Genomic DNA, 17,955 nt, shown 5'->3' with positions numbered 1-17,955 from the left:
GCCTGCGGGCGGAACAGTGACGAGGACATGACGGCTAGCGCACTCACCGAGACCTCCCCGAGCGACGTCCCCGAGGACCCGGCCACCACCACGGCCACCCGCGGCTGGGGCGCGCGCCTGGCGCCGGTGCTGGCCGTGCTCGCCGGTGTCGCGGCCGTTGCGGTCCACGCGACCCGCTACGGCCACTGGATCGTCGACGACGCCGCCATCACCTTCTCCTACGCCCGCAGCTTCGCCGACGGCCTCGGCCCCGTGCTGCAGCCGGGCGCCCCGCCGGTCGAGGGCTTCTCCGACCCGACGTGGATGGTGCTGCTCGGCCTCGGCAAGCTCGCCGGCCTCTTCGACCACGGCTCGCTCTTCGGCCTCCCGGACTACGTGCTGTTCCCGAAGGCACTGGGCCTGCTGTTCACCGGCGGCGTCCTGACGGCCTGCTACATCGCCGCGAAGCAGATCTTCACCCGCTTCGCGTGGCTGGCGACGCTGGTCGTCGGCCTGACGCTGGCGACGATCCCGTCGTACGTCATCTGGGTCGTGTCCGGCCTGGAGAACTCGCTGTTCGCCTTCGCGGTCGTCACGCTGGGCGTGACGCTGTTCGTGTCGGTGCAGCGGGACAAGCTGCTGACCCCGAAGGTCGCGCTGTGGGCTGGCGTCATGGTGGCGTTCGCCGCGCTGACCCGCCCGGAAGGCCTGATCTACGCGGGCGCGTACCCGCTCGCGGCGCTGTTCCTGCTGCGCTCGGGGCTGTTCTGGAAGAGCTTCCGGCTCGCGCTGCTGTCGGTGGCGGCGTTCGCCGTGCCGTTCGGCGCGTACGTCGTGTGGCGGCACTCGGAGTTCGGGCGGCTGCTGGCCAACCCCTCGGTGGCCAAGCAGCAGGGTCTCCCCGGGTTCGACGCGGTGAAGCGGCCGTTCGAGCTGGTCGGCTACGCGGGCTGGGCCGGCGTGATCGCGCTGGCGCTGGTGATCGTGTTCGCGCTGGTCAAGGCGTCGTGGCGGCGTTCGCTGATCGCGCTGCTCGTGCCGTTGGGGCTCGGGATCGTCGCGTACGGCGTGATGGTCGCCGACTGGATGTACCAGCACCGGTTCGCCAGCCCGATCTGGCCGCTGGCGGTCATCGCGGGCACGCTGGCGGCCGGTGAGCTGCTGCGCCACCGGCAGGCGCTGCTGCGCGTCGGCGTCGTCGTGGTGCTGGTGGGCGCGTTCGTCCCGTCGGCCATCGGCTTCGCGGCCGCGGCGGACAAGTTCGCGAAGAACCCGAACATCACCGCGTGCCTGGTGGCCGACCGCTTCGGCCGCGGCTTCAACACCTACGCCGACATCCTCGGCGTGCAGAAGGCGTCGCTGCTGCTGCCCGACCTCGGCGGCTCGTCGATGACCAGCCGGCTCGAGCTGGTCGACATGGCCGGCCTGGTGAACAAGCCGATCGCCGACCTGGTGCACGACAACGACCTGGCGGGCCTGCGCAACTACGTGTTCGACACGGTCAAGCCGACGTTCATCCACTCGTGGGGCCCCTGGGCGGCGGGCAACGGGATCGCGCTGGACCCGCGCCTCGACCGCGACTACGTGCTGATCTACAGCTCCCCGATCGAGGGCCTGCGCAACGGCGACTGGGTCCGCCGCGACGCGGTGACGGACCCGGCGAAGCTGAAGGCGGCGCAGGAGTACGCGGCGAAGACCATCCCGGCGGTGGCGGCCGACCGCTTCGGCGGCCCGTTGGACGACTGCGGCGCGACGATGAAGCCGGGTCAGACGATCACGATGCCCAGCTGAGGCTCAGCCACAGCGCGACGGTCGCCGCGGCCAGGCTCAGCGGGGTCGTGAGCGCCCCCAGGGCGTGGAACGTCCTCGGCGAGGGTGGTTTCGGGAGCGTCCGGCGCCACAGCAGGGTCGCCAGTGAGCCGAGGTAGCTCGCGTTCGGGCCGATGTTGACGCCGAGCAGCACCGCGAGCAGCACACCCGGCGCCGGGTGCGGGCCCAGCACCGACAGCAGGATGAGCGTGGCCGGCAGGTTGTTGACCAGGTTGGCCAGCAGCGCCGCCACGCCCGCGGCCACCAGCAGGTCGACCAGGCCCGTCGACGTCGGCAGGACGTCGCGGAGCACGCCGCCGAGGACGTGCTCCGACACGGCCTCGACCACGACGGCCAGGCCCAGCACGAACAGGCACAGCTGCGGCGCCGCCTCGGTGACCAGCTGCCACGGGGGGACCTTGCCCCCCGCGACGGCGCGCACGCCGAGGATCAGCGCGGCCAGCGCGGCGATCCAGACCGGCTCGACGTGCCCGAGCTGCCCGACCGCGAACCCGGCGAGCGTGAGGCCGAGGACGACGAGGGCGAAGGTCGGCGTCTCGAGGTGCTGCCGCGGTTCGGTCGTCTCGCGCGGCCGCAGGTCGGCGGCGAAGAACCGCAGGAAAACCAGCAGCTCCACGGCGATCGTGACCAGCCACGGCAACGCCATCAGCGCGGTGAACCCGGCGAAGGTCAGCCCGGACGCGGCGAAAGCCAGCAGGTTCGTCAGGTTGGACACCGGCAGCAGCGTCGACGCCGAGTTGGCCAGGTGCGCGCAGGCGTAGACGTGCGGCCGCGCGGGGAGCCCGAGGCTGCCGGCGGTGGCGAGGACGACCGGGGTGAGCAGCACGACGGTGGCGTCCAGGCTGAGGATCGCGGTGACACCGGCCGCGGCGGCGAAGGTGAGGACGAGCAGCCGCCGCGGCCGGCCGTGGCACGCCTCGGCGAGCCGGTTGCCGAGCCAGGCGAAGACGCCGTCGACACTGGCCAAAAAGGACAAAAGCAGAATCGCGGCGAGAAAACCGAGGGTGGGCAGGATTTCCACGGCCCGCGCCCCGGCCGCGGCGGGCGGCACGAGGCCGAGCAGCAGAACAACCCCGGCGGCCGGCACCGCGGCAACGGCTTCCGGCCACCCCCGCGGCCGGACGATGGCGAAGACGAGCACACCGGCCAGGAGCAGCAGGCTGGCCGCGCCCGCGAGGAGGTTCACGCGTTCACGCTAACTGCGGCCCGGTTTTGTCGGTGCCGCCGGGTAGCGTGGAAGACGGGGGGCGCCCCCGCGGGCGGGAGTCCAAATTGGACATCCCTGCCGGAAGCGACGGGCCGAAGCACGAGCTCGCGCGGTTTGCGGCTCAGCGGCTGTCGGCGTGCTGCGCGCCGAGCTTGCGCGATCCACCGGCGCAACGACCGCCCGGGTGCTGCGCCGGCCGAGCCTGCGCGATCCGCGACCGGCTCACCGCCCGCCCGCGCTCAATACCGCCCGCGACCCCGCTGCGGCCCGAGCCCAGCGACCATCTATCCCCGGCGCCGGCCGAGCCTGCGCGAGCCGCGAGCGGCTCACCGCCCGCCAGCTTCCGCGGGCCGAGGTCGGCGACCATCTATCCCCGGCGCCGGCCGAGCCTGCGTTGTCCGGGAATGGCTCAGCGGCGCCGCCCGCAACCCGTACCCCAGGCTCAGCGGCCATCCACCCGCTGCGAAGACTTCGCCAGCGCCCCACCGAGCTCCGCCCGGCCGGGAATCCCCAGCTTCCGGTACGCGCCGGACAAGTGGAGCTCCACCGTCCGCCGCGTCAAGTGCAGGGCTGTGGCGATCTCCCGGTTGGTCAGTCCCTGCGCCGCCATCACCGCGATGCGGTTCTCCTGCCGGGTCAACCCGTGCTCGTTGTCCTTCGCCGGGGTCAGCGCGCGCCGCGACGAGCGCAGCTCCTCCGCTGCCCGGCGGGCCAGCGGGCGTGCTCCGCACTGCTCGCTCAGCTCCACCGCCTGCCGCAGCGTTTCGATGGCCTTTTCGGACTGGCCGTGCCGGGACTGCAGCGTGCCGAGCTCCGTCAGCGCCGTCGCCAGCTGGAGGCGGGCCGGCGACGACCGCAGTGTCGTGATCGCCTTCTGCAGTGCCCGCTCCGCCTCGTCGTCCTCGCGGACCAGCCCCAGCGTCGTGAGCGCCGTGCCCAGCGGCCGTGCCGCGCCCCAGCGGGCCGATGCGTTGATGTCCTCTTCGGCAAGGCGGGCCGCGTCGTCGGTCTGGCCGAGGGCCAGCGCCGCCCGCGCCGCGTGCGCGCGCCACGGCACGAACCCCGGGAACCGCATGCCGTGGTGCGCCAGGCGCCGTCCGCAGCTGAGGAGGTCCTCGAACCCGAAGCGCGTGTACCCGGTCGCGACGCGCAGGCGCCCCCGCGCGTACAGGAGGTACGTGTGCGTGAAGAGGCCCTGGCTCGCGACGAAGTCCATCCGGTCCAGCAGCGACGTCGCCGCCTCGAACCGGCCGAGGTCCACCCAGCACTCGACGAGCTTCGCCGCGCACAGCACGCCGACCGGGCAGGTCGTCGTCCCGCCGCGCTCGTCGAAGCGGCGCAGCAGGGATTCGAAGTGGACGCTCGCCCGCTGCAGGTCGCCGCTGGTCTGCAGCGCGATCCCGCGGGCCAGGGTGGGCAGCGCCCCGTGCGGCACGTGCACGTCCCACGGCTCGCGCTCGACGTCGAGGACCCGGCACAGCCGGTCGACGTGCGCCGGCTCGTCCGCGAGCACCGCGGTGGCCAGCGTGAAGAAGTAGTGCTGTTCGAACAGCTCGCCGCCGTCTTCGCTGCTCAGCTCACGCGGGCTCCGCGTGGCGGAGTCCCCGGCGCGGGGCGGAGCCCCGGCTTGGCTCAGCGCGTCCGCGAAGTGCCCGACGGCGTCCTGCGCCGACTCGCCACTGCGGACGGCGTCCAGCGCGAGCAGCGCCGAGCGGCTCCGCTGGGCCGCCGGGTCGGTCAGCGGCGCCCACTGCTCCTCGAAGTCGCGGAACTCCGGGGGCGGGCCGAGCCTGCTGCCGGCCTCGGCGAGGTAGGTCATGCACAGCAGCGGCCACACGGCGTCCGGGCCGCCCGCGTCGAGCCGCGCCGCGATCTGGCCCGCCGCGCTGATCCCCAGCCGGGCGTCCTGGCCGCCGCAGAGCGACAGCAGCATCGCCGTGGCGATGTACGCGGCCGTCTCGCGGTTGCCGACGGTGTCGACGGCTTCCCGCACCCGCTTCGCCGCGCCGGGCGGGTCGAACTGGAACTCCGCGTGCGCGAGCTGCAGCAGCACGGCCATCCGGCGCCCCGAGGTCAGCCGCTCCTCCAGCGCCCGGCGCAGGTGCCGGGCGGCCAGCTCCGACCGCCCGGAGAACACGGCGTCGCGCGCGCTCAGCCGCAGCACGTCCACCGCCCACGGGATCCGGATCGACGTCGCTTCCAGCAGGTGGGCGGCCACACGCTCGGGCGGCGCCCCCGCCTCCGTCAGCAGCTTCGCCGCCCGGGAGTGGTTGACCGCCCGCGTGGTCTGCGGCATGTCCTTCAGCAGGGAGTTGCGGACGAACGAGTAGGTCAGCGTCGGCTGGTCGCTGTTGTTCAGCACGTGCAGCCGGACCAGGGTGTCGATCGCCTGCAGCGCGTCGAGCTCGTCGACGCCGGCCAGCCGGGCCAGCAGGTCGAAGCCGGCGTCCTCGCCGAGGATCGCCGCCGCGTGCAGGATGTCCGGCGCGTGCGGGAACTCCTGCACCCGCGTGGTGAGCACCTGCCCGATCAGCGACGAGCCGAGCTCGTGCGGGTCAGCGCCGGGCAGCAGGCGCGGCCGCAGCGCCTGCAGCAGCACCGGGTTGCCGCCGGTCGCCTCGCGGCAGGCGGAGGCCAGCTCCCCGGGGGCGAGGCCGAGGATCTCCGCCGCGGCCGCGTCGCCGAGGCCGTTCAGCGTGATCGTGACCGGCGTGCTCCCCACCATGTCCAGCAGCGCGACCTCGCGGTGCGGGGGGTAACCGATGACGGACGTCAGGACGATCAGCACCGGCAGGTCGAGCACGCGGTTGCGGAGGTAGGCCAGGCACCGCATGGACCAGGCGTCGGCCAGGTGGATGTTGTCGATGCCGAGGAACAGCGGACCCCGCTCGGCCGCGTCGCGGACGATCCGGAAGAAGAGGTCGAGCGCTTCGCCCTCGCCGGCCGACCCGCACAGCTCGGCGACGGGCGGGCGCCGGGGCGCCCCCGGCTCCTCGAGCGCGTCGGCCAGCTGGCGGACGAGCCCGCCGGCCAGGTGGCTTTCCAGCCGCGACCCGGTGGCCGTCGCGACGGTGAAGCCCGCGTCCGCGGCCAGCGCCGCGGCGGTCCGCAGGGTGGCGCTCTTGCCCATGCCGAACTCGCCGGCCAGCACCGCGCTGGCGGCCGCGCCGCCCAGCACGACCGGGAAGAGACCGGTCAGGCGGCCCAGCTCGGGCTCGCGGCCGGGGAGCCGCGGGGCGGGACGCTTCGGTACCGAAGCCCCGCTGGCGGGGTGCTCGGGATTTACTTCGGTATCCACCGTAAGGACTTTCATGTTGGGTTGGGGCAGACTACTGGAAACCGGCCGACCACGGGAGACACCGCGGACCACGGCCGGTACCGGGCACGACCTGACCAGGGGAGACGATGGACGCAGTGGATGCGAACCGGATCTTCCCCGTGGCCGGCCGGGCCGCGCAGAGGACCATCGTCGCCACGCCGAGCGCGAGCAGCAGGAGCGGGCCGGCCGCGGGCCCCCGCAGGGCCGCCGCCCCGGCCGACTTCCGGCGCCGGGCCGCACCGTCGCCCGGCGGCAGGTAGCCCAGCCGCACCGCCTCCGCCAGCGCGCCGGCCACCGGGGTGAAGCCGGAGACCCGGCCCCGGCAGCGGGCACAGCCCAGCAGGTGGGCTTCGAACCCTTCCGGATCATCGTGGACGCCGAGCCCGTAGGCGGCGGCGTCCCCCTTCCGCCCCCTCATCGGATCGTCACTTCCCCGAGCGCCTTCCGCAATTGCCGCATCGCCGTGTACAACCGCGATTTGACAGTTCCCTCCGGAATTCCGAGAATTTCCGCCGCCTGTCGAACGGTGTTTCCCGCGAGATACGTCTCGTAGATGACGGACTGATATTTGGCGTCCAGTTCCCGCAATGCCCGAGTAATCGTTAGCGCCGCTAACGAGCTGTCCGCGCGGTCCTTGGACTCGGCGTTTTCCGGGATCTCCAGAGCGACCTCCTGTGGGCGGACGCGGCGATTCCTCCAGCCGTCGATGACGATCCGCCGGGCCACTGTGAGCAGCCATCCGCGCAGCATTCCGGGCTCGCGCTCGAGCGTGTCGGAGTGCTGCCAGGCGCGGATCATGGTCTCCTGCACCACGTCTTCGGTCCACTGCCGGTCATGGTTGGTCAGGCTCATGACCTGCGCAAACAGGGTGGCGCGGAAGTCTTTGTAGAGCAGCGGGACGAGGTCGTCTCCCGCGGCGAGGCCGGTGTCGACCGCAGTCGCGGACGACGCGTAGCCGACGCGGCCGCGACCTTCTGTTCCCGGTGCTTCCATAAAGCTCGCAACCTCACCTGACTGGCGGACCGTGGGGTCATCGGAGCGTAGCGCAAAAACACTTAATAGGCCATATGCATTAGTTTCCCGACTTAATTCGACGCAGCATCGACGACGGCCATCGCGGGGTGGTTCACAATGTGTATTGTGATGCACGTCACAGGTCACTAAAAGGTGACGGCGAGAACCGGATCGCACCTTCTCGCCGTAACAGGAGGTGAGGACTCCTTCGCGAAGGGACAACGGGGATGCCGCTCCGATTCGTGGCGTTGCTGGCCGCTGCGACCGCGCTCGTGCTGGGCTGTGCCGTCCCGGCGTCGGCCGGGGAACTGCAGCAGACCGACCGCGCCCTGCTGACCCGGCTGAAGCAGCACACGCTGTGGGCCGGGCCGTCGAGCAGGCTCGCCGCCGAGCGGGCCACCAACCGGCGGGTGCGCGCCGTCGCCGTCCGCATCGCCGACGACCAGGCCCGCCTCGACGTCGCCCTGCGCGCGGTCGCCGACCGGCTCGCCGTCACCCTGCCGGGGGAGCCGACCGACCAGGAGCGCGGCTGGGCCGGCGAGATCGCCGCCGACTCCGGCGACGCGTTCGACCGCGCCTACGTCAACCGCGTCCGCGCCGAGTACGGCACGCTGTTCGGGCTCGCCTCCGACGTCCGCGCGGGCACCCGCGACGACGACGTCCGCGCGTTCGCCCAGACCGCCGTCGACACCTCGCTCGGGCACCTGACGCTCCTCGAGAGCACCGGGCTCGCCGAGACCACCTCCCTGCTCGTCTCCGCCACCGAGGACGACACCCTCGGCGGCGGTGCCGTCGCCGCCGGTGCCGTTCTCGTGGCCCTCGCCGCCGTCGCCACGTTCGGCCTGCTCCGCCTGCTCGGAACCCCCGGCAGGCCCTCGCCGCGCACCCGGAGGTAAGCCGCCCCATGTCCCTTTCCGCCGCGCTGGTCCCGGGGTCGCCGCACGACACCGGGATCGCCGAGGCCGCCGCGCTGTCCGGCCGCCTCACCTACCTCTTCATGTGCCTGACGCTGTGCTGGGGCGTCCTGGCCGCCACCGGCTGGGTCCGCCGGTTCAGCGGCCAGGACGCGATCCGCACCGGGCACGTGGTGCTCGCCGCGTTCACCCTCGCCACCGGGACCCTGCACGGGCTGACCTTCCTCTTCCTGGAGGACGACCCCTTCGGCGTCGCCGACCTGCTCCTCCCCTTCTACGACGGCACGCCGCGGCACGCGCTGGGCATCGCCGGCCTCGAGCTCGTCATCGCGGTGTCCGTGACCGCGGGGCTGCGCCGCAGCGCCGGCGAGGGCCGGTGGCTGCGCTTCCACCAGGCCGGGTACCTCGCCATCGGCCTGCTCGCGGTGCACGCCTGGCTCGGCGCCATCTCGAGCGGGCACCTCGCCGTCGTCTGGCTGGCCGGCCTCACGCTGCTCGTCCCGCCGGTGCTGCTGTCGGTCCTGCGCGTGCTGCCCGCCGCGGTGCTCGCCCGCGCCGGCCTGGTGACGCCGCCGCCCGAAGAGGACGACCCGGAGCCGGCCACCGTGCGCGTCGACGTCGACAGCCAGCGCTGCCACGCCTACGGGGTCTGCCAGTCCGAGGCGCCCCAGGTCTTCCAGCTCGGCCTCGACGGGCAGCTCGCCTACGAGAAGCGCCCGGGTGCCCAGCTCGTCCCGAACGTCCAGGCCGCCGCGCGCGCCTGCCCCATGAGAGCCATCCACCTGTTGGGAGCCACCCGATGAGCGAACGCATCGTCATCGCCGGAGCCGGCCTCGCCGGCCTGCGCGCGGCCGAACGGCTGCGCGAAGTCGGGTTCGACGGCGAAGTCGTGGTCCTCGGCGCCGAACCCGACATCGCCTACCACCGCCCGGCCTTGTCCAAGCAGCTGCTCACCGGCGCGGTCAGCCGGGCCGACACGCTGCTCGCCGACCCGCTCGAAGTCGACGCCGAATGGCGGTTCGACACGCCGGTGACCGCGCTCTCGCCGAACCGGCAGGTCGTCCACCTCCGCGACGAGGAACTGCACTACGACGGCCTGATCATCGCCACCGGCGTCGAACCGCGCCGGATGCCCGGCGCGCCGCACGGCCACCCGCGCGTGGTCGTCGTCCGCACCCTCTCCGACACGATCGCCCTGCAGCGCGCCCTCGCCACCAACCCCGGCCCGGTCGCGGTGATCGGGGACGGCTTCATCGGCTGCGAAGTCGCCTCCAGCCTCCGCGAGATGAACCGCGAGGTCGTCCTCTTCGGACGGGCGAGGTCCCTGCTGGCCGACGTCCTCGGGCCCGACATCGGGGAATGGCTCACGGCGCTGCACACCGCCCGCGGCGTCCGCCTCGAACTCGGCACCACGATCCGCCGCTGGCGGCCCGCACCCACGCACGTCGGCCTCGAGTTCGCCGACGGCCGCGCCCTCGAGGTCGCCTGCGTCGTCGTCGCCGTGGGCAGCGTCCCGGCGGTGTCCTGGCTGCGCGGCGCCAAGCTGCCGCTCGACGACGGCGTCGTCTGCGGACCCACCTGCCACGTCGTCGGCTCGTCGACGATCGTCGCGGCGGGCGACGTCGCCCGCTGGCCCAACCTCCGCTTCGACCCCACGCCCCACCGGGAGGAGCACTGGCTCAACGCCGTCGAGATGAGCCGCGCCGCCGCCCAGAACCTCCTCGCCGGCCCGCAGGGTTCGCCGGCCTACACGCCGGTGCCGCGCTACTGGTCCGAACAGCACGGCGTCCGCATCCAGGTCGCCGGCCGGCCCGCCCTCGCCACCGACACCGTGCTGCTGGAGTCGCCGGTGCCGGGCACCCGGCCCATCACCGGCTTCGTCCGCCAGGGCCGGCTCGTCGGCCTGATCGGCCTCGACAGCCCCGCCGCCGTCCTGCACTGGACGGCCGAACTCGCCCGCCAGCACCCGACGCCGGCCGAGCCGCCGCCCGAGGTCCGGCCCCGCCACCACAGCGGGGCGGTGGCCGGCCGCTGAGCTACGATCCAGCCTGCGGACGAGCTGGCAGGGCGGTCGCGAGCCGGGGTGACCCGGCCCGAGGAAAGTCCGGACTCCGCAGGGCAGGGTGGTTGCTAACGGCAACCCGGGGTGACCCGCGGGAAAGTGCCACAGAAAACAGACCGCCCCCGTCCGTGCTTCGCGCGGGCGGGGGTAAGGGTGAAACGGTGGTGTAAGAGACCACCAGCGTCCCGGGCGACCGGGACGGCTAGGTAAACCCCACCCGGAGCAAGGCCAAGAGGGAGCCCCCGGGCTCCTGCGCAGGCGTTCGAGGACGGCCCGTCCGAGCCTGCGGGTAGGCCGCTGGAGCCTGCCGGCAACGGCAGGCCGAGATGGATGGCCGCCGCCCCGCGAGCCGCAAGGCGACCGGGGAACAGGATCCGGCTTACATGCCAGCTCGTCCGCCTCCCGTACCCCGAGGGGCGTCGCGTGTTCCCGCGCGTGGTTACCCGGTAGTAGGGTGCCGCTATGGCGGGTGACGAGAAGCGGTTCAAGTCGGCTTTCGATTCCTTGCACGCTTTCTCGTACTTCGCGCCCGAAGTCGAGGCCGCGCTCACCGGCATCGGCCTGCGACCGGGCCGGATGCCGTACTTCGCGAGCCGGTCCGCGGCCATGGGCGCCGTCGGGCCCGAGGTCGTCGCGGCCACCTTTTACAACTTCAACCCCGAGGTCGTCGCCCGCGTGATCCCGCGCGCCTGGACCCTGGCGACGCCGGAGCAGGTCCTGGACGCCCGGCTCGACGGCGTCGACAAGGCGCTGGCCCGCCTGCTCGGCGACCACGTGAAGAGCGACGAGGTCGCCGAGGCGGCCGAACTCGCGCGCGAGGCGAGCAACGGGTGCACCGGCGAAGGACGTCCCCTCTACGCCGCGCACGCGGGGCTCGCCTGGCCGGGCGAGCCGCACCTCGTGCTCTGGCACGCGATCACCCTGCTCCGCGAGCACCGCGGCGACGGCCACATCGCCGCCCTCGTGCTGAACGGCCTGAGCGGCCTGGACGCCCTGGTCACCCACGTCGCCACCGGCCGCGGGTTCGCCACCGCCCCGGCCAAGCTGACCCGCGGCTGGAGCGACGAACAGTGGACGGCCGCCGAGGTAGCGCTCACCGGCCGCGGCCTCCTCGACGCCGAAGGTGGGCTGACCGAGGCGGGCGCCGCCGTCCGCGCCGCCGTCGAGATCGCGACCGAGTCCGCCGCGCGGGCGCCATGGCTCCACCTCGGCGCCGAGCGGACCGCCCGGCTCGAAGAACTCTGCCGCGGGCTCAGCCGCCGGGTCGTCGAAGCCGGCGCCTTCCCGGACGGCGTCTTCCGCCGGTCCCAGAACTGATCGACGGGTCAAGATCACGCTATGTAGTGAAAAAGTTGTGAAGTATCGGGCACCCCGTGACGGACAGCACTCGCGGTCAAGATCGACATGGTCGCCGACCGGCCGACCGTCGTCACAGAGCGGGCTCGGGAGACGCGGCCGTTCGTGTCATGCAACACTGTTCCAAGCCGCACAACGGCCAGAGCACCAGTACCCAGAGTGAGCAAATCCCGGGCAATGGGGTGAGTTCGTCAGCACACTGAGAAGTATGGGTGGCCGGGGTTCAACCCGAGGGCCCTTGCCGCGATGATGGTGGGCGTGGAGTTTTCGTGTGCCATCCGCAGCGCGCCGGTTGACGAGCCAGCCGGTCTCTACGCTGCGCACTTTGACCACTACCCCTCGTAGCCCCCATGATGTTGTTCGAAGCACCGCCTGAGCCAGAGCCGCGCGGGCCCCACCGCGCACCGGGAGTATCGCGATGATGACCTTGACCACCCTCGACACGCTGGCCGCCGGCGAACTGGGCACGGGCAACGTGCGCCAGTGGCTGCTCGACAACGTCATCCCCCTGGTGCTGCTGGCCGTCGCACTCCTGCTCCTGTGGCTGGGCGGCGGTAAGGGCGACAACGCCGGTGTCATGCGCCGGCTCGCCGGCGTGGTCATCGCGCTCGCCATCATCGGTCTCGCGGTCAGCGGCGCGGGCGTGAACGTGGGCCAGTGGATCGCCGGCCTGTTCACCGGCTGAGACGGGGTCCGCGTGCGCATCAGGACCGACGACGAGGTTTACCGGGTCGACGCCGTGTGGCTCGGCCCGCCGAAAGCGACTTTTCCCTGGAGAGCCCGGTACGTCGCCTGGCTCATCGGCATCCCGACGTTCTTCGTCGTGCTCGGCGTCGAACGCTGGGCGGGGTGGAGCTTCGGGTTCTTCTCGACGGCGTGGGGGTTCATCGCGACCATCGCGATCACCCGCCTGCTCACGGCCAAGATCAGCCACGAGCGCCCGCTCGGCACCGTGGTCGCGATGGCCGGCCGCGAGCTGAACACCCCCCGCGCACGGACCACGGGCACCGGGGGCGCGGTCAGCGCCAGCCGCGTCCGGGTGCGGGCCGAGCGTCCGCTGCCGAAGCACCGCCGCAGGCGGCAGTACCAGCACCACGGCGGCCCGCCGGGTGCGGCTTCACCCACGCCCCCGCCACCACACGCGATGGGGGCGCTTCGCGCCACTGAGCCGATTTACCAGGGAGCACCACGAGCGCGTCGGAGCCGGGGCAACTCGGCTCGGGCCGGGAGGTAGTCGTTGTTCGGTCGCGGCGGTAGCCGAGGAAAACGGGGTCGGGACACCCACTCGGGCGCATGGCAACCGCCCGAGCAGGTCCGCGCGTCGCGGAACGGCTCGGGGAACAAGGCGCGCCTGCCCGGTGAGCAGGCGATTCCCGCATATACCCCGTCGATCGCGGTGCGCAGCATCGACGGGCACCTGGTCCGCACCGGCGTCGAGGTCTACGCCTGGTACCGGCTGGCGCCGCAGCGCTGGTCGTTCCGCTCGGACTCGCAGCGGCGCGACCTGATCGCCGCGATCGCCGGCCAGTACGCCGAGCTGCAGGGCCGCTGGCTGCACCTGCGCGTGACGAACCGCCCGTACCCGATCCGGATGTGGGCCGAGGCGCACGTCTACAACGCCCACAACCGCCCCGGCGACGTCCCGGGCGCGCTGTCCTTCGACGACTACCTGATCGGCGAGCAGCAGCAGCTGATGGGCCGCTCGATGGCCGAAAAAGAGGTCTACATCGGCGTCCAGGTGCAGACCCGGCGGATGGTCGACCGCGCGGTCGAGCGGGCCGCGCCGGTGCTGCGCAAGATCCTCCCCGAGGCCGTCGACGCCGAGCTGACCGCGCTGGACTCCGAGGTCGAGCACCTCGACCAGGTCATCGGCAGCGCCGGGCTGGAAGGCCGCCCGGTGCACGCCGAGGAGATGTCCTGGCTGATGCACCGCTCGTGCTCCCTCGGGCTGCCCGCCCCGCGGAACATGCCCGCGGTGCCGGGCGCGGCCTGGGAGCCGGAAGACCTGGCCAGCTTCACCGACGCCGCCGACTACTACGCCGACCCGTACGCGCCGACCGTGACCGTCCGCGGCCGCACCGGCTCCAACGCCGGCGTCTCGCGGCACCTGGCCGTGCTCACCGTCGGGCAGATGCACGGCCTGCAGATCCCCGAGGTCGACGACCCGTGGATCCAGCACGCCGACCGGCTGCCGGCGGCAGTCGAGGTGTCCGCGCGCATCTACGTCCGGCGTCCCGAAGAGGTCGCCAGCGAGCTGCAGCGCCAGATGAACAAGGTGCGCTCGCAGGTCAAGCACTACACCGACGAGCACGAGCTGGAGCCGCCGCAGTCGCTGTCCCGGCAGGCCGGCCGGGTGCTGGAGATCGACGACGAGATGACGTCGGGCTTCACCGCGCTGGCCACCCGCGTGCGCTCCTGGTGGCGGCTGGCGGTGTCCGGCCCGACCGAGCGCGACGCGCTGCGCCTGGCCCAGCAGCTGCTCGACCTGTACAAGCCGAAGATCGCCATCGAGCACCCCGAGGCCCAGTACGCGATGGCCCGGGAGTTCATCCCGGGCGAGCCGCTGGCTTCGGCGGCGTACATGCGCCGCGGCTCGGTGGTCTGGGCGTCCTCGGCGGTGCCGACGGCGACCGCGGAGGTCGGCGACCGCCGCGGCATCCTGCTCGGCGAGACGTGCACGGCGACCCGGCGCCCGGTGGCCTGGGACCCGTGGATGGCCCAGGAGATCCGCGACGGCTCCGGCCTGACGGCCATGGTGGCGGGCCTGGGTGGTGGTAAGTCGTTCCTCGGCGGCGGCATCGTCTACAAGACGCTGCGCGCCGGGGCGAACTGGACGATCCTCGACCCTTCGGGTCCGTTGTCCCGCCTGTGCGACCTGCCGGAGCTGCGGCCGTACGCGCGGCCGATCAACCTGCTCAACGCCCAGCCGGGGATCCTGAACCCGTACCGGGTGGTCGCCGAGCCGCTGATCGAGCACTTCATGGACGAGGACGACCCCGAGCGCTCCTGGCGCCGGGAGAAAGCCCTTGCGGGCGCCACCCGAAGGCGCCTCGTCCTCGATGTCCTGAGCGGTGTGCTGCCGTACGAGGTGTCGCGCATGGCGCAGACGCGGATCGTGCTGCTGCGCGCGGTGCGAGCCGTCGGGGGCCGCTTCGACGCGGATCCGGGCCAGGTGATCGATGCCCTGCGCCGGGATTCTTCGGAGCACCACGAGCACGCGGGCGTCGTCGCGGACTTCCTCGACGAGATGCGCGAGCGGATGGCGCTGCTCATCCCGGAGACGGACGCCGACCCGTACTCCGAGACCCGCGATGACCGCCTGACGGTCCTGACGATGGCCGGGCTGACCCTGCCGAAGGACGGCGTCCCCCGCGAGTACTGGACGGACGCGGAATCCCTCGGCGTCGAGATGCTGAACCTGGCGGCGTGGCTGACCCAGCGGTCGGTGTACGAGAAGCCGAAGGAGATGCGCAAGGGCGTCTGGATCGACGAGGCGTTCTTCCTGTCCGAGGTCCCGACGGGGCGTGTGCTGATGAACCGCTTCGCGCGTGACTCGCGCAAGTGGAACGTCCGTGTCCTGCTGTCGTCCCAGATCCCGGCGGACTTCCTGAAGATCCAGGGTTTCGTGACCCTGCTGGACTCGGTGTTCGTGGGTCGTCTCGACGACGACGACGCCCAGGCGGATGCTCTCCGGCTGCTGAAGGTGCCCGTCGGCGTCGGGTACGAGCAGGTCGTGGCGGCACTGGGCCGACGTCCCGGCGCCCAGCAGCGCGGCTTGGAGCGGGACGTCGAGCCCCGCCAGTTCATCTTCGGCGACGGAGCGGGAGGCGTGGAGCGCATCCGCGTCGACTTCTCCGGCCCGCACCTGGACCACCTGCGGGCGGTCATGGACACGACCCCGGGTTCGAAGGACGCGGCGCCGTCACGGCGTCCGGGCAACGAGCTGGCGCTGCCACCGGAGGAGAGGAAGCCGTACGTCGCGGTCCCGCCGGAGGACGACATCTCGCTGGAGCAGGACTTCGAGCTGGCGGCGGAACTGGAGGTCGGCCTGGCCGACGAGAACCTCCTGGGCGCACCGGACCCCTTGGCATCCGAGACAGGCGAAGTGGAGGGCGGCGTCCAGCCGTCCAACGGGCAACAGCAACACGCCCGTTCAGGCGGAAAGGGCGGCACCGGCCGGGACGCCGCATGAACACCGTGCTGACGCTGGCGGTCCTGCTGACGTTGGCCGCGGGGTGGCACTCGCTGAAGCGGCGGATCAAGGAAGGTCCGCGGCCGGGGCGGCGCACGCCGGGGCGCAAGGCGACGATGTTCGCGGTCATGGTCGTCCTTGGCTTGCAAGCCATCGCGACCGCCCCGGCGGCGAGCGCGGCGGCCTGTGGCGAGGCCCCGAACCCCGAACGTCCCGGCGCGGGCATGGTCGGCGCCATCGACCCCGCCGAAGGCCACGGCGAGGCGGGCAGCCCGTACGTCGACTACAGCTACGCCGGGCTCGTCTGGAACACCTTCGAGACGAACTGTTCCGGCATCAGCCTGACGCCACCGGGCTCGACGCTCGACACCTGGGGCGGCAATCAGCTGTTCAACCTGGGCAAGAACATCGTCGGCGCGACGAACTCGCTGCACTACACCGTGCTCGAGGGCGGCCTGCTCAACCCGCTCTACAGCGCGGTGAAGTCGGGCGCGGAGAAGGTCTACAACAACATCTACGCCCAGCTGTTCGGGCTGGTCGCGCTGGTCATGTCGATCATGTTGTTCCGCAACATCTGGCGCGGTGATCTCGCCGCGGTCAGCAAACGGGCGCTGTACGCGCTGGCGGGCGTCTGGCTCGCCGCGTCGTCGCTGGCGATGCTGCGGTACTTCGACCCGATCGACAAGGCGATCGTCCAGACCACGACGAACATCCAGGCCGGGTTCGTCGACGACGCCGACAACCGCGTCGTGCGGCACGTGCTGCCGACGAACCTGCACAACGAGATCGTCTACAAGAACTGGATCCGCGGGGAGTTCGGTTCGCCGACCGCGCCGCAGGCCGAACAGTTCGGCCGCCCGCTGCTGGACGCGCAGGCGTTCACGTGGGCGCAGCTGCGCAACGGCGACGACGGCAACCAGGCCGTCATCGACGGCAAGAAGAACGCCTACAAGGACATCTCCACCAAACTGGGCCCCGCCACCGGCTACTTCACCGGCGAAGCCGGCGGCCGCACCGGTGCCGGGTTCCTCTCCCTCGGCCAGGCCCTCGTCTACTCGCTCTTCCAGCTCCTGGCCAAGGCGAGTGTCCTGCTCGCGCAGGTCCTCATCCGCCTCTTCGCGCTCACCGCGCCGCTGATCGGCCTGGTCGCCCTCCTGCACCCGGAGATCCTGCGCCGCGTGCTCAAGGTGGCCGGCGGGGTTGCCTTCAACCTCGTCGTCCTCTCCGTGCTCGCCGGCGTGCACGCCCTTCTGCTGCAGGCCATCTTCGACGCCGGCAACTCGCTGAACATGCTCACGCAGATGGTGCTCGCCGGGCTCATCACCGTGCTGCTGTTCATGGTCGGGCGGCCGGTGCGGCGGCTGTGGCAGATGGTCGAGATGTCGGTCAGCATGGTCGGCGCCGCCGTGCCGTCGCCCGGCGGCGGGATCTTCTCCCGGTTCCGGCGCAACCGCAGCGGCCCGACCCCGCAGGACGAGTTCTGGCAGAACGTGCGCGACACCGACGACGTCGTCGACGGCGAGCAGCGCGGTCCGCTCGGCGCCACCGCCGGCGGTGGCCGGTTCCGGCCGGAAGCCACTATCTTCGCCAACGCCCAGCGCCTCGACAACGGCTCCAACGCCTCCCGCCCGGCCGCCGCCTGGTCCGGCGCGTGGCCGGGTGCCGTCGGAGGCGGTGGTTCCGCGGGCGCGCTGCCCGCGGGCCGCCGTCCCGGCGCCCCGGTGTTCGGCCAGTACAACCCGGCCAACGGCGACGGCGGCGAGTACGTCGTCGTCGGCGCGGGTGGCCGTCCGACGACGCGGGAGGAGAGCCGGCGCGTCGACACCTCGCCGGTCGCCGACCGGCGCTGGAGCGACGAGCCCGAGCCCGTCGTCGTGCCGTCCGACCTGCGCGCGCCCGAATCCGGCTTCAGCGACTTCCCGGCGCAGGACGCCCCGCGGATGCCGGGCGTGCGCGCCCAGCCGCGTCGCGTCGACCCCGAAGTCGTCGCGGGCAAGCCGGTCTTCGTGCTGTACCGGCCGTCGCGGGGCATCGAGGTCCGCGAGGAACCGCGCGACACCGACCACGTCATGGGGCGGTGAC

Annotated in this window: 13 protein-coding genes and 1 other RNA gene; 10 read left to right on the top strand and 4 right to left on the bottom strand. The window is 72.5% G+C overall.

The genetic code is table 11. The annotated features are described in order from the left end of the window. The first annotated feature begins 27 nt into the window (after positions 1 to 27). Complete coding sequence (locus ACFVYA_RS04565; protein ID WP_387042367.1) at positions 28 to 1,770, top strand: hypothetical protein; 1,743 nt, start codon at positions 28 to 30, stop codon at positions 1,768 to 1,770. Here the strand turns inward: ACFVYA_RS04565 and ACFVYA_RS04560 are convergent. From ACFVYA_RS04560 to ACFVYA_RS04545, 4 genes are all read right to left on the bottom strand, one after another. After that, positions 1,754 to 2,995, bottom strand: a complete 1,242-nt coding sequence (locus tag ACFVYA_RS04560) for an SLC13 family permease (RefSeq protein WP_387042365.1) — start codon at positions 2,993 to 2,995, stop codon at positions 1,754 to 1,756. The genes ACFVYA_RS04565 and ACFVYA_RS04560 overlap by 17 nt on opposite strands. Positions 2,996 to 3,458: 463 nt before the next feature. Further along, positions 3,459 to 6,314, bottom strand: coding sequence for an AAA family ATPase (locus tag ACFVYA_RS04555; RefSeq protein ID WP_387042362.1), 2,856 nt, complete (start codon positions 6,312 to 6,314; stop codon positions 3,459 to 3,461). A gap of 31 nt (positions 6,315 to 6,345) precedes the next feature. Then, on the bottom strand, positions 6,346 to 6,753 hold the full coding sequence (locus ACFVYA_RS04550) for a hypothetical protein (protein ID WP_387042359.1): 408 nt from the start codon (positions 6,751 to 6,753) through the stop codon (positions 6,346 to 6,348). Beyond that, positions 6,750 to 7,328: a sigma-70 family RNA polymerase sigma factor gene (locus tag ACFVYA_RS04545; RefSeq protein ID WP_285988542.1), complete on the bottom strand. Its 579-nt coding sequence runs from the start codon at positions 7,326 to 7,328 to the stop codon at positions 6,750 to 6,752. The genes ACFVYA_RS04550 and ACFVYA_RS04545 overlap by 4 nt, the downstream gene beginning before the upstream one ends. A gap of 248 nt (positions 7,329 to 7,576) precedes the next feature. On the opposite strand from ACFVYA_RS04545, the gene ACFVYA_RS04540 reads away from it, so the two are divergent. From ACFVYA_RS04540 to ACFVYA_RS04500, 9 genes are all read left to right on the top strand, one after another. Then, the gene (locus tag ACFVYA_RS04540) at positions 7,577 to 8,245 is read left to right on the top strand and encodes a DUF4142 domain-containing protein (RefSeq protein WP_387042355.1); all 669 of its coding nucleotides are present in this window, start codon (positions 7,577 to 7,579) and stop codon (positions 8,243 to 8,245) included. Between the two features lie 8 nt (positions 8,246 to 8,253). Further along, positions 8,254 to 9,066: a 4Fe-4S domain-containing protein gene (locus ACFVYA_RS04535; RefSeq protein ID WP_387042352.1), complete on the top strand. Its 813-nt coding sequence runs from the start codon at positions 8,254 to 8,256 to the stop codon at positions 9,064 to 9,066. Then, the gene (locus ACFVYA_RS04530) at positions 9,063 to 10,298 is read left to right on the top strand and encodes an NAD(P)/FAD-dependent oxidoreductase (protein ID WP_285988545.1); all 1,236 of its coding nucleotides are present in this window, start codon (positions 9,063 to 9,065) and stop codon (positions 10,296 to 10,298) included. The genes ACFVYA_RS04535 and ACFVYA_RS04530 overlap by 4 nt, the downstream gene beginning before the upstream one ends. A 20-nt stretch (positions 10,299 to 10,318) precedes the next feature. Then, an RNA gene (rnpB, locus tag ACFVYA_RS04525) (RNase P RNA component class A) lies at positions 10,319 to 10,723 on the top strand. 64 nt (positions 10,724 to 10,787) lie between these two features. Continuing rightward, positions 10,788 to 11,642, top strand: coding sequence for a hypothetical protein (locus tag ACFVYA_RS04520; RefSeq protein WP_387042349.1), 855 nt, complete (start codon positions 10,788 to 10,790; stop codon positions 11,640 to 11,642). 457 nt (positions 11,643 to 12,099) lie between these two features. Continuing rightward, on the top strand, positions 12,100 to 12,366 hold the full coding sequence (locus tag ACFVYA_RS04515; RefSeq protein ID WP_004562703.1) for a hypothetical protein: 267 nt from the start codon (positions 12,100 to 12,102) through the stop codon (positions 12,364 to 12,366). 12 nt (positions 12,367 to 12,378) lie between these two features. Continuing rightward, entirely contained in the window at positions 12,379 to 12,915 is a 537-nt protein-coding gene (locus ACFVYA_RS04510) for a hypothetical protein (RefSeq protein ID WP_387042347.1), read from the top strand. 3 nt (positions 12,916 to 12,918) lie between these two features. After that, complete coding sequence (locus ACFVYA_RS04505; RefSeq protein WP_387042344.1) at positions 12,919 to 15,873, top strand: ATP-binding protein; 2,955 nt, start codon at positions 12,919 to 12,921, stop codon at positions 15,871 to 15,873. After that, positions 15,870 to 17,954, top strand: a complete 2,085-nt coding sequence (locus ACFVYA_RS04500) for a magnesium transporter (RefSeq protein ID WP_387042342.1) — start codon at positions 15,870 to 15,872, stop codon at positions 17,952 to 17,954. Before ACFVYA_RS04505 ends, ACFVYA_RS04500 begins: the two co-directional genes overlap by 4 nt. The last annotated feature ends 1 nt before the right edge of the window (position 17,955 follow it).

This window comes from Amycolatopsis sp. NPDC058278 (assembly GCF_042881395.1).
In the GTDB taxonomy this organism is placed as follows: Bacteria; Actinomycetota; Actinomycetes; order Mycobacteriales; family Pseudonocardiaceae; genus Amycolatopsis.
The sequence above is the reverse complement of the archived record's forward strand: the minus strand, read 5'-3'. Positions and strand labels throughout refer to the sequence as shown.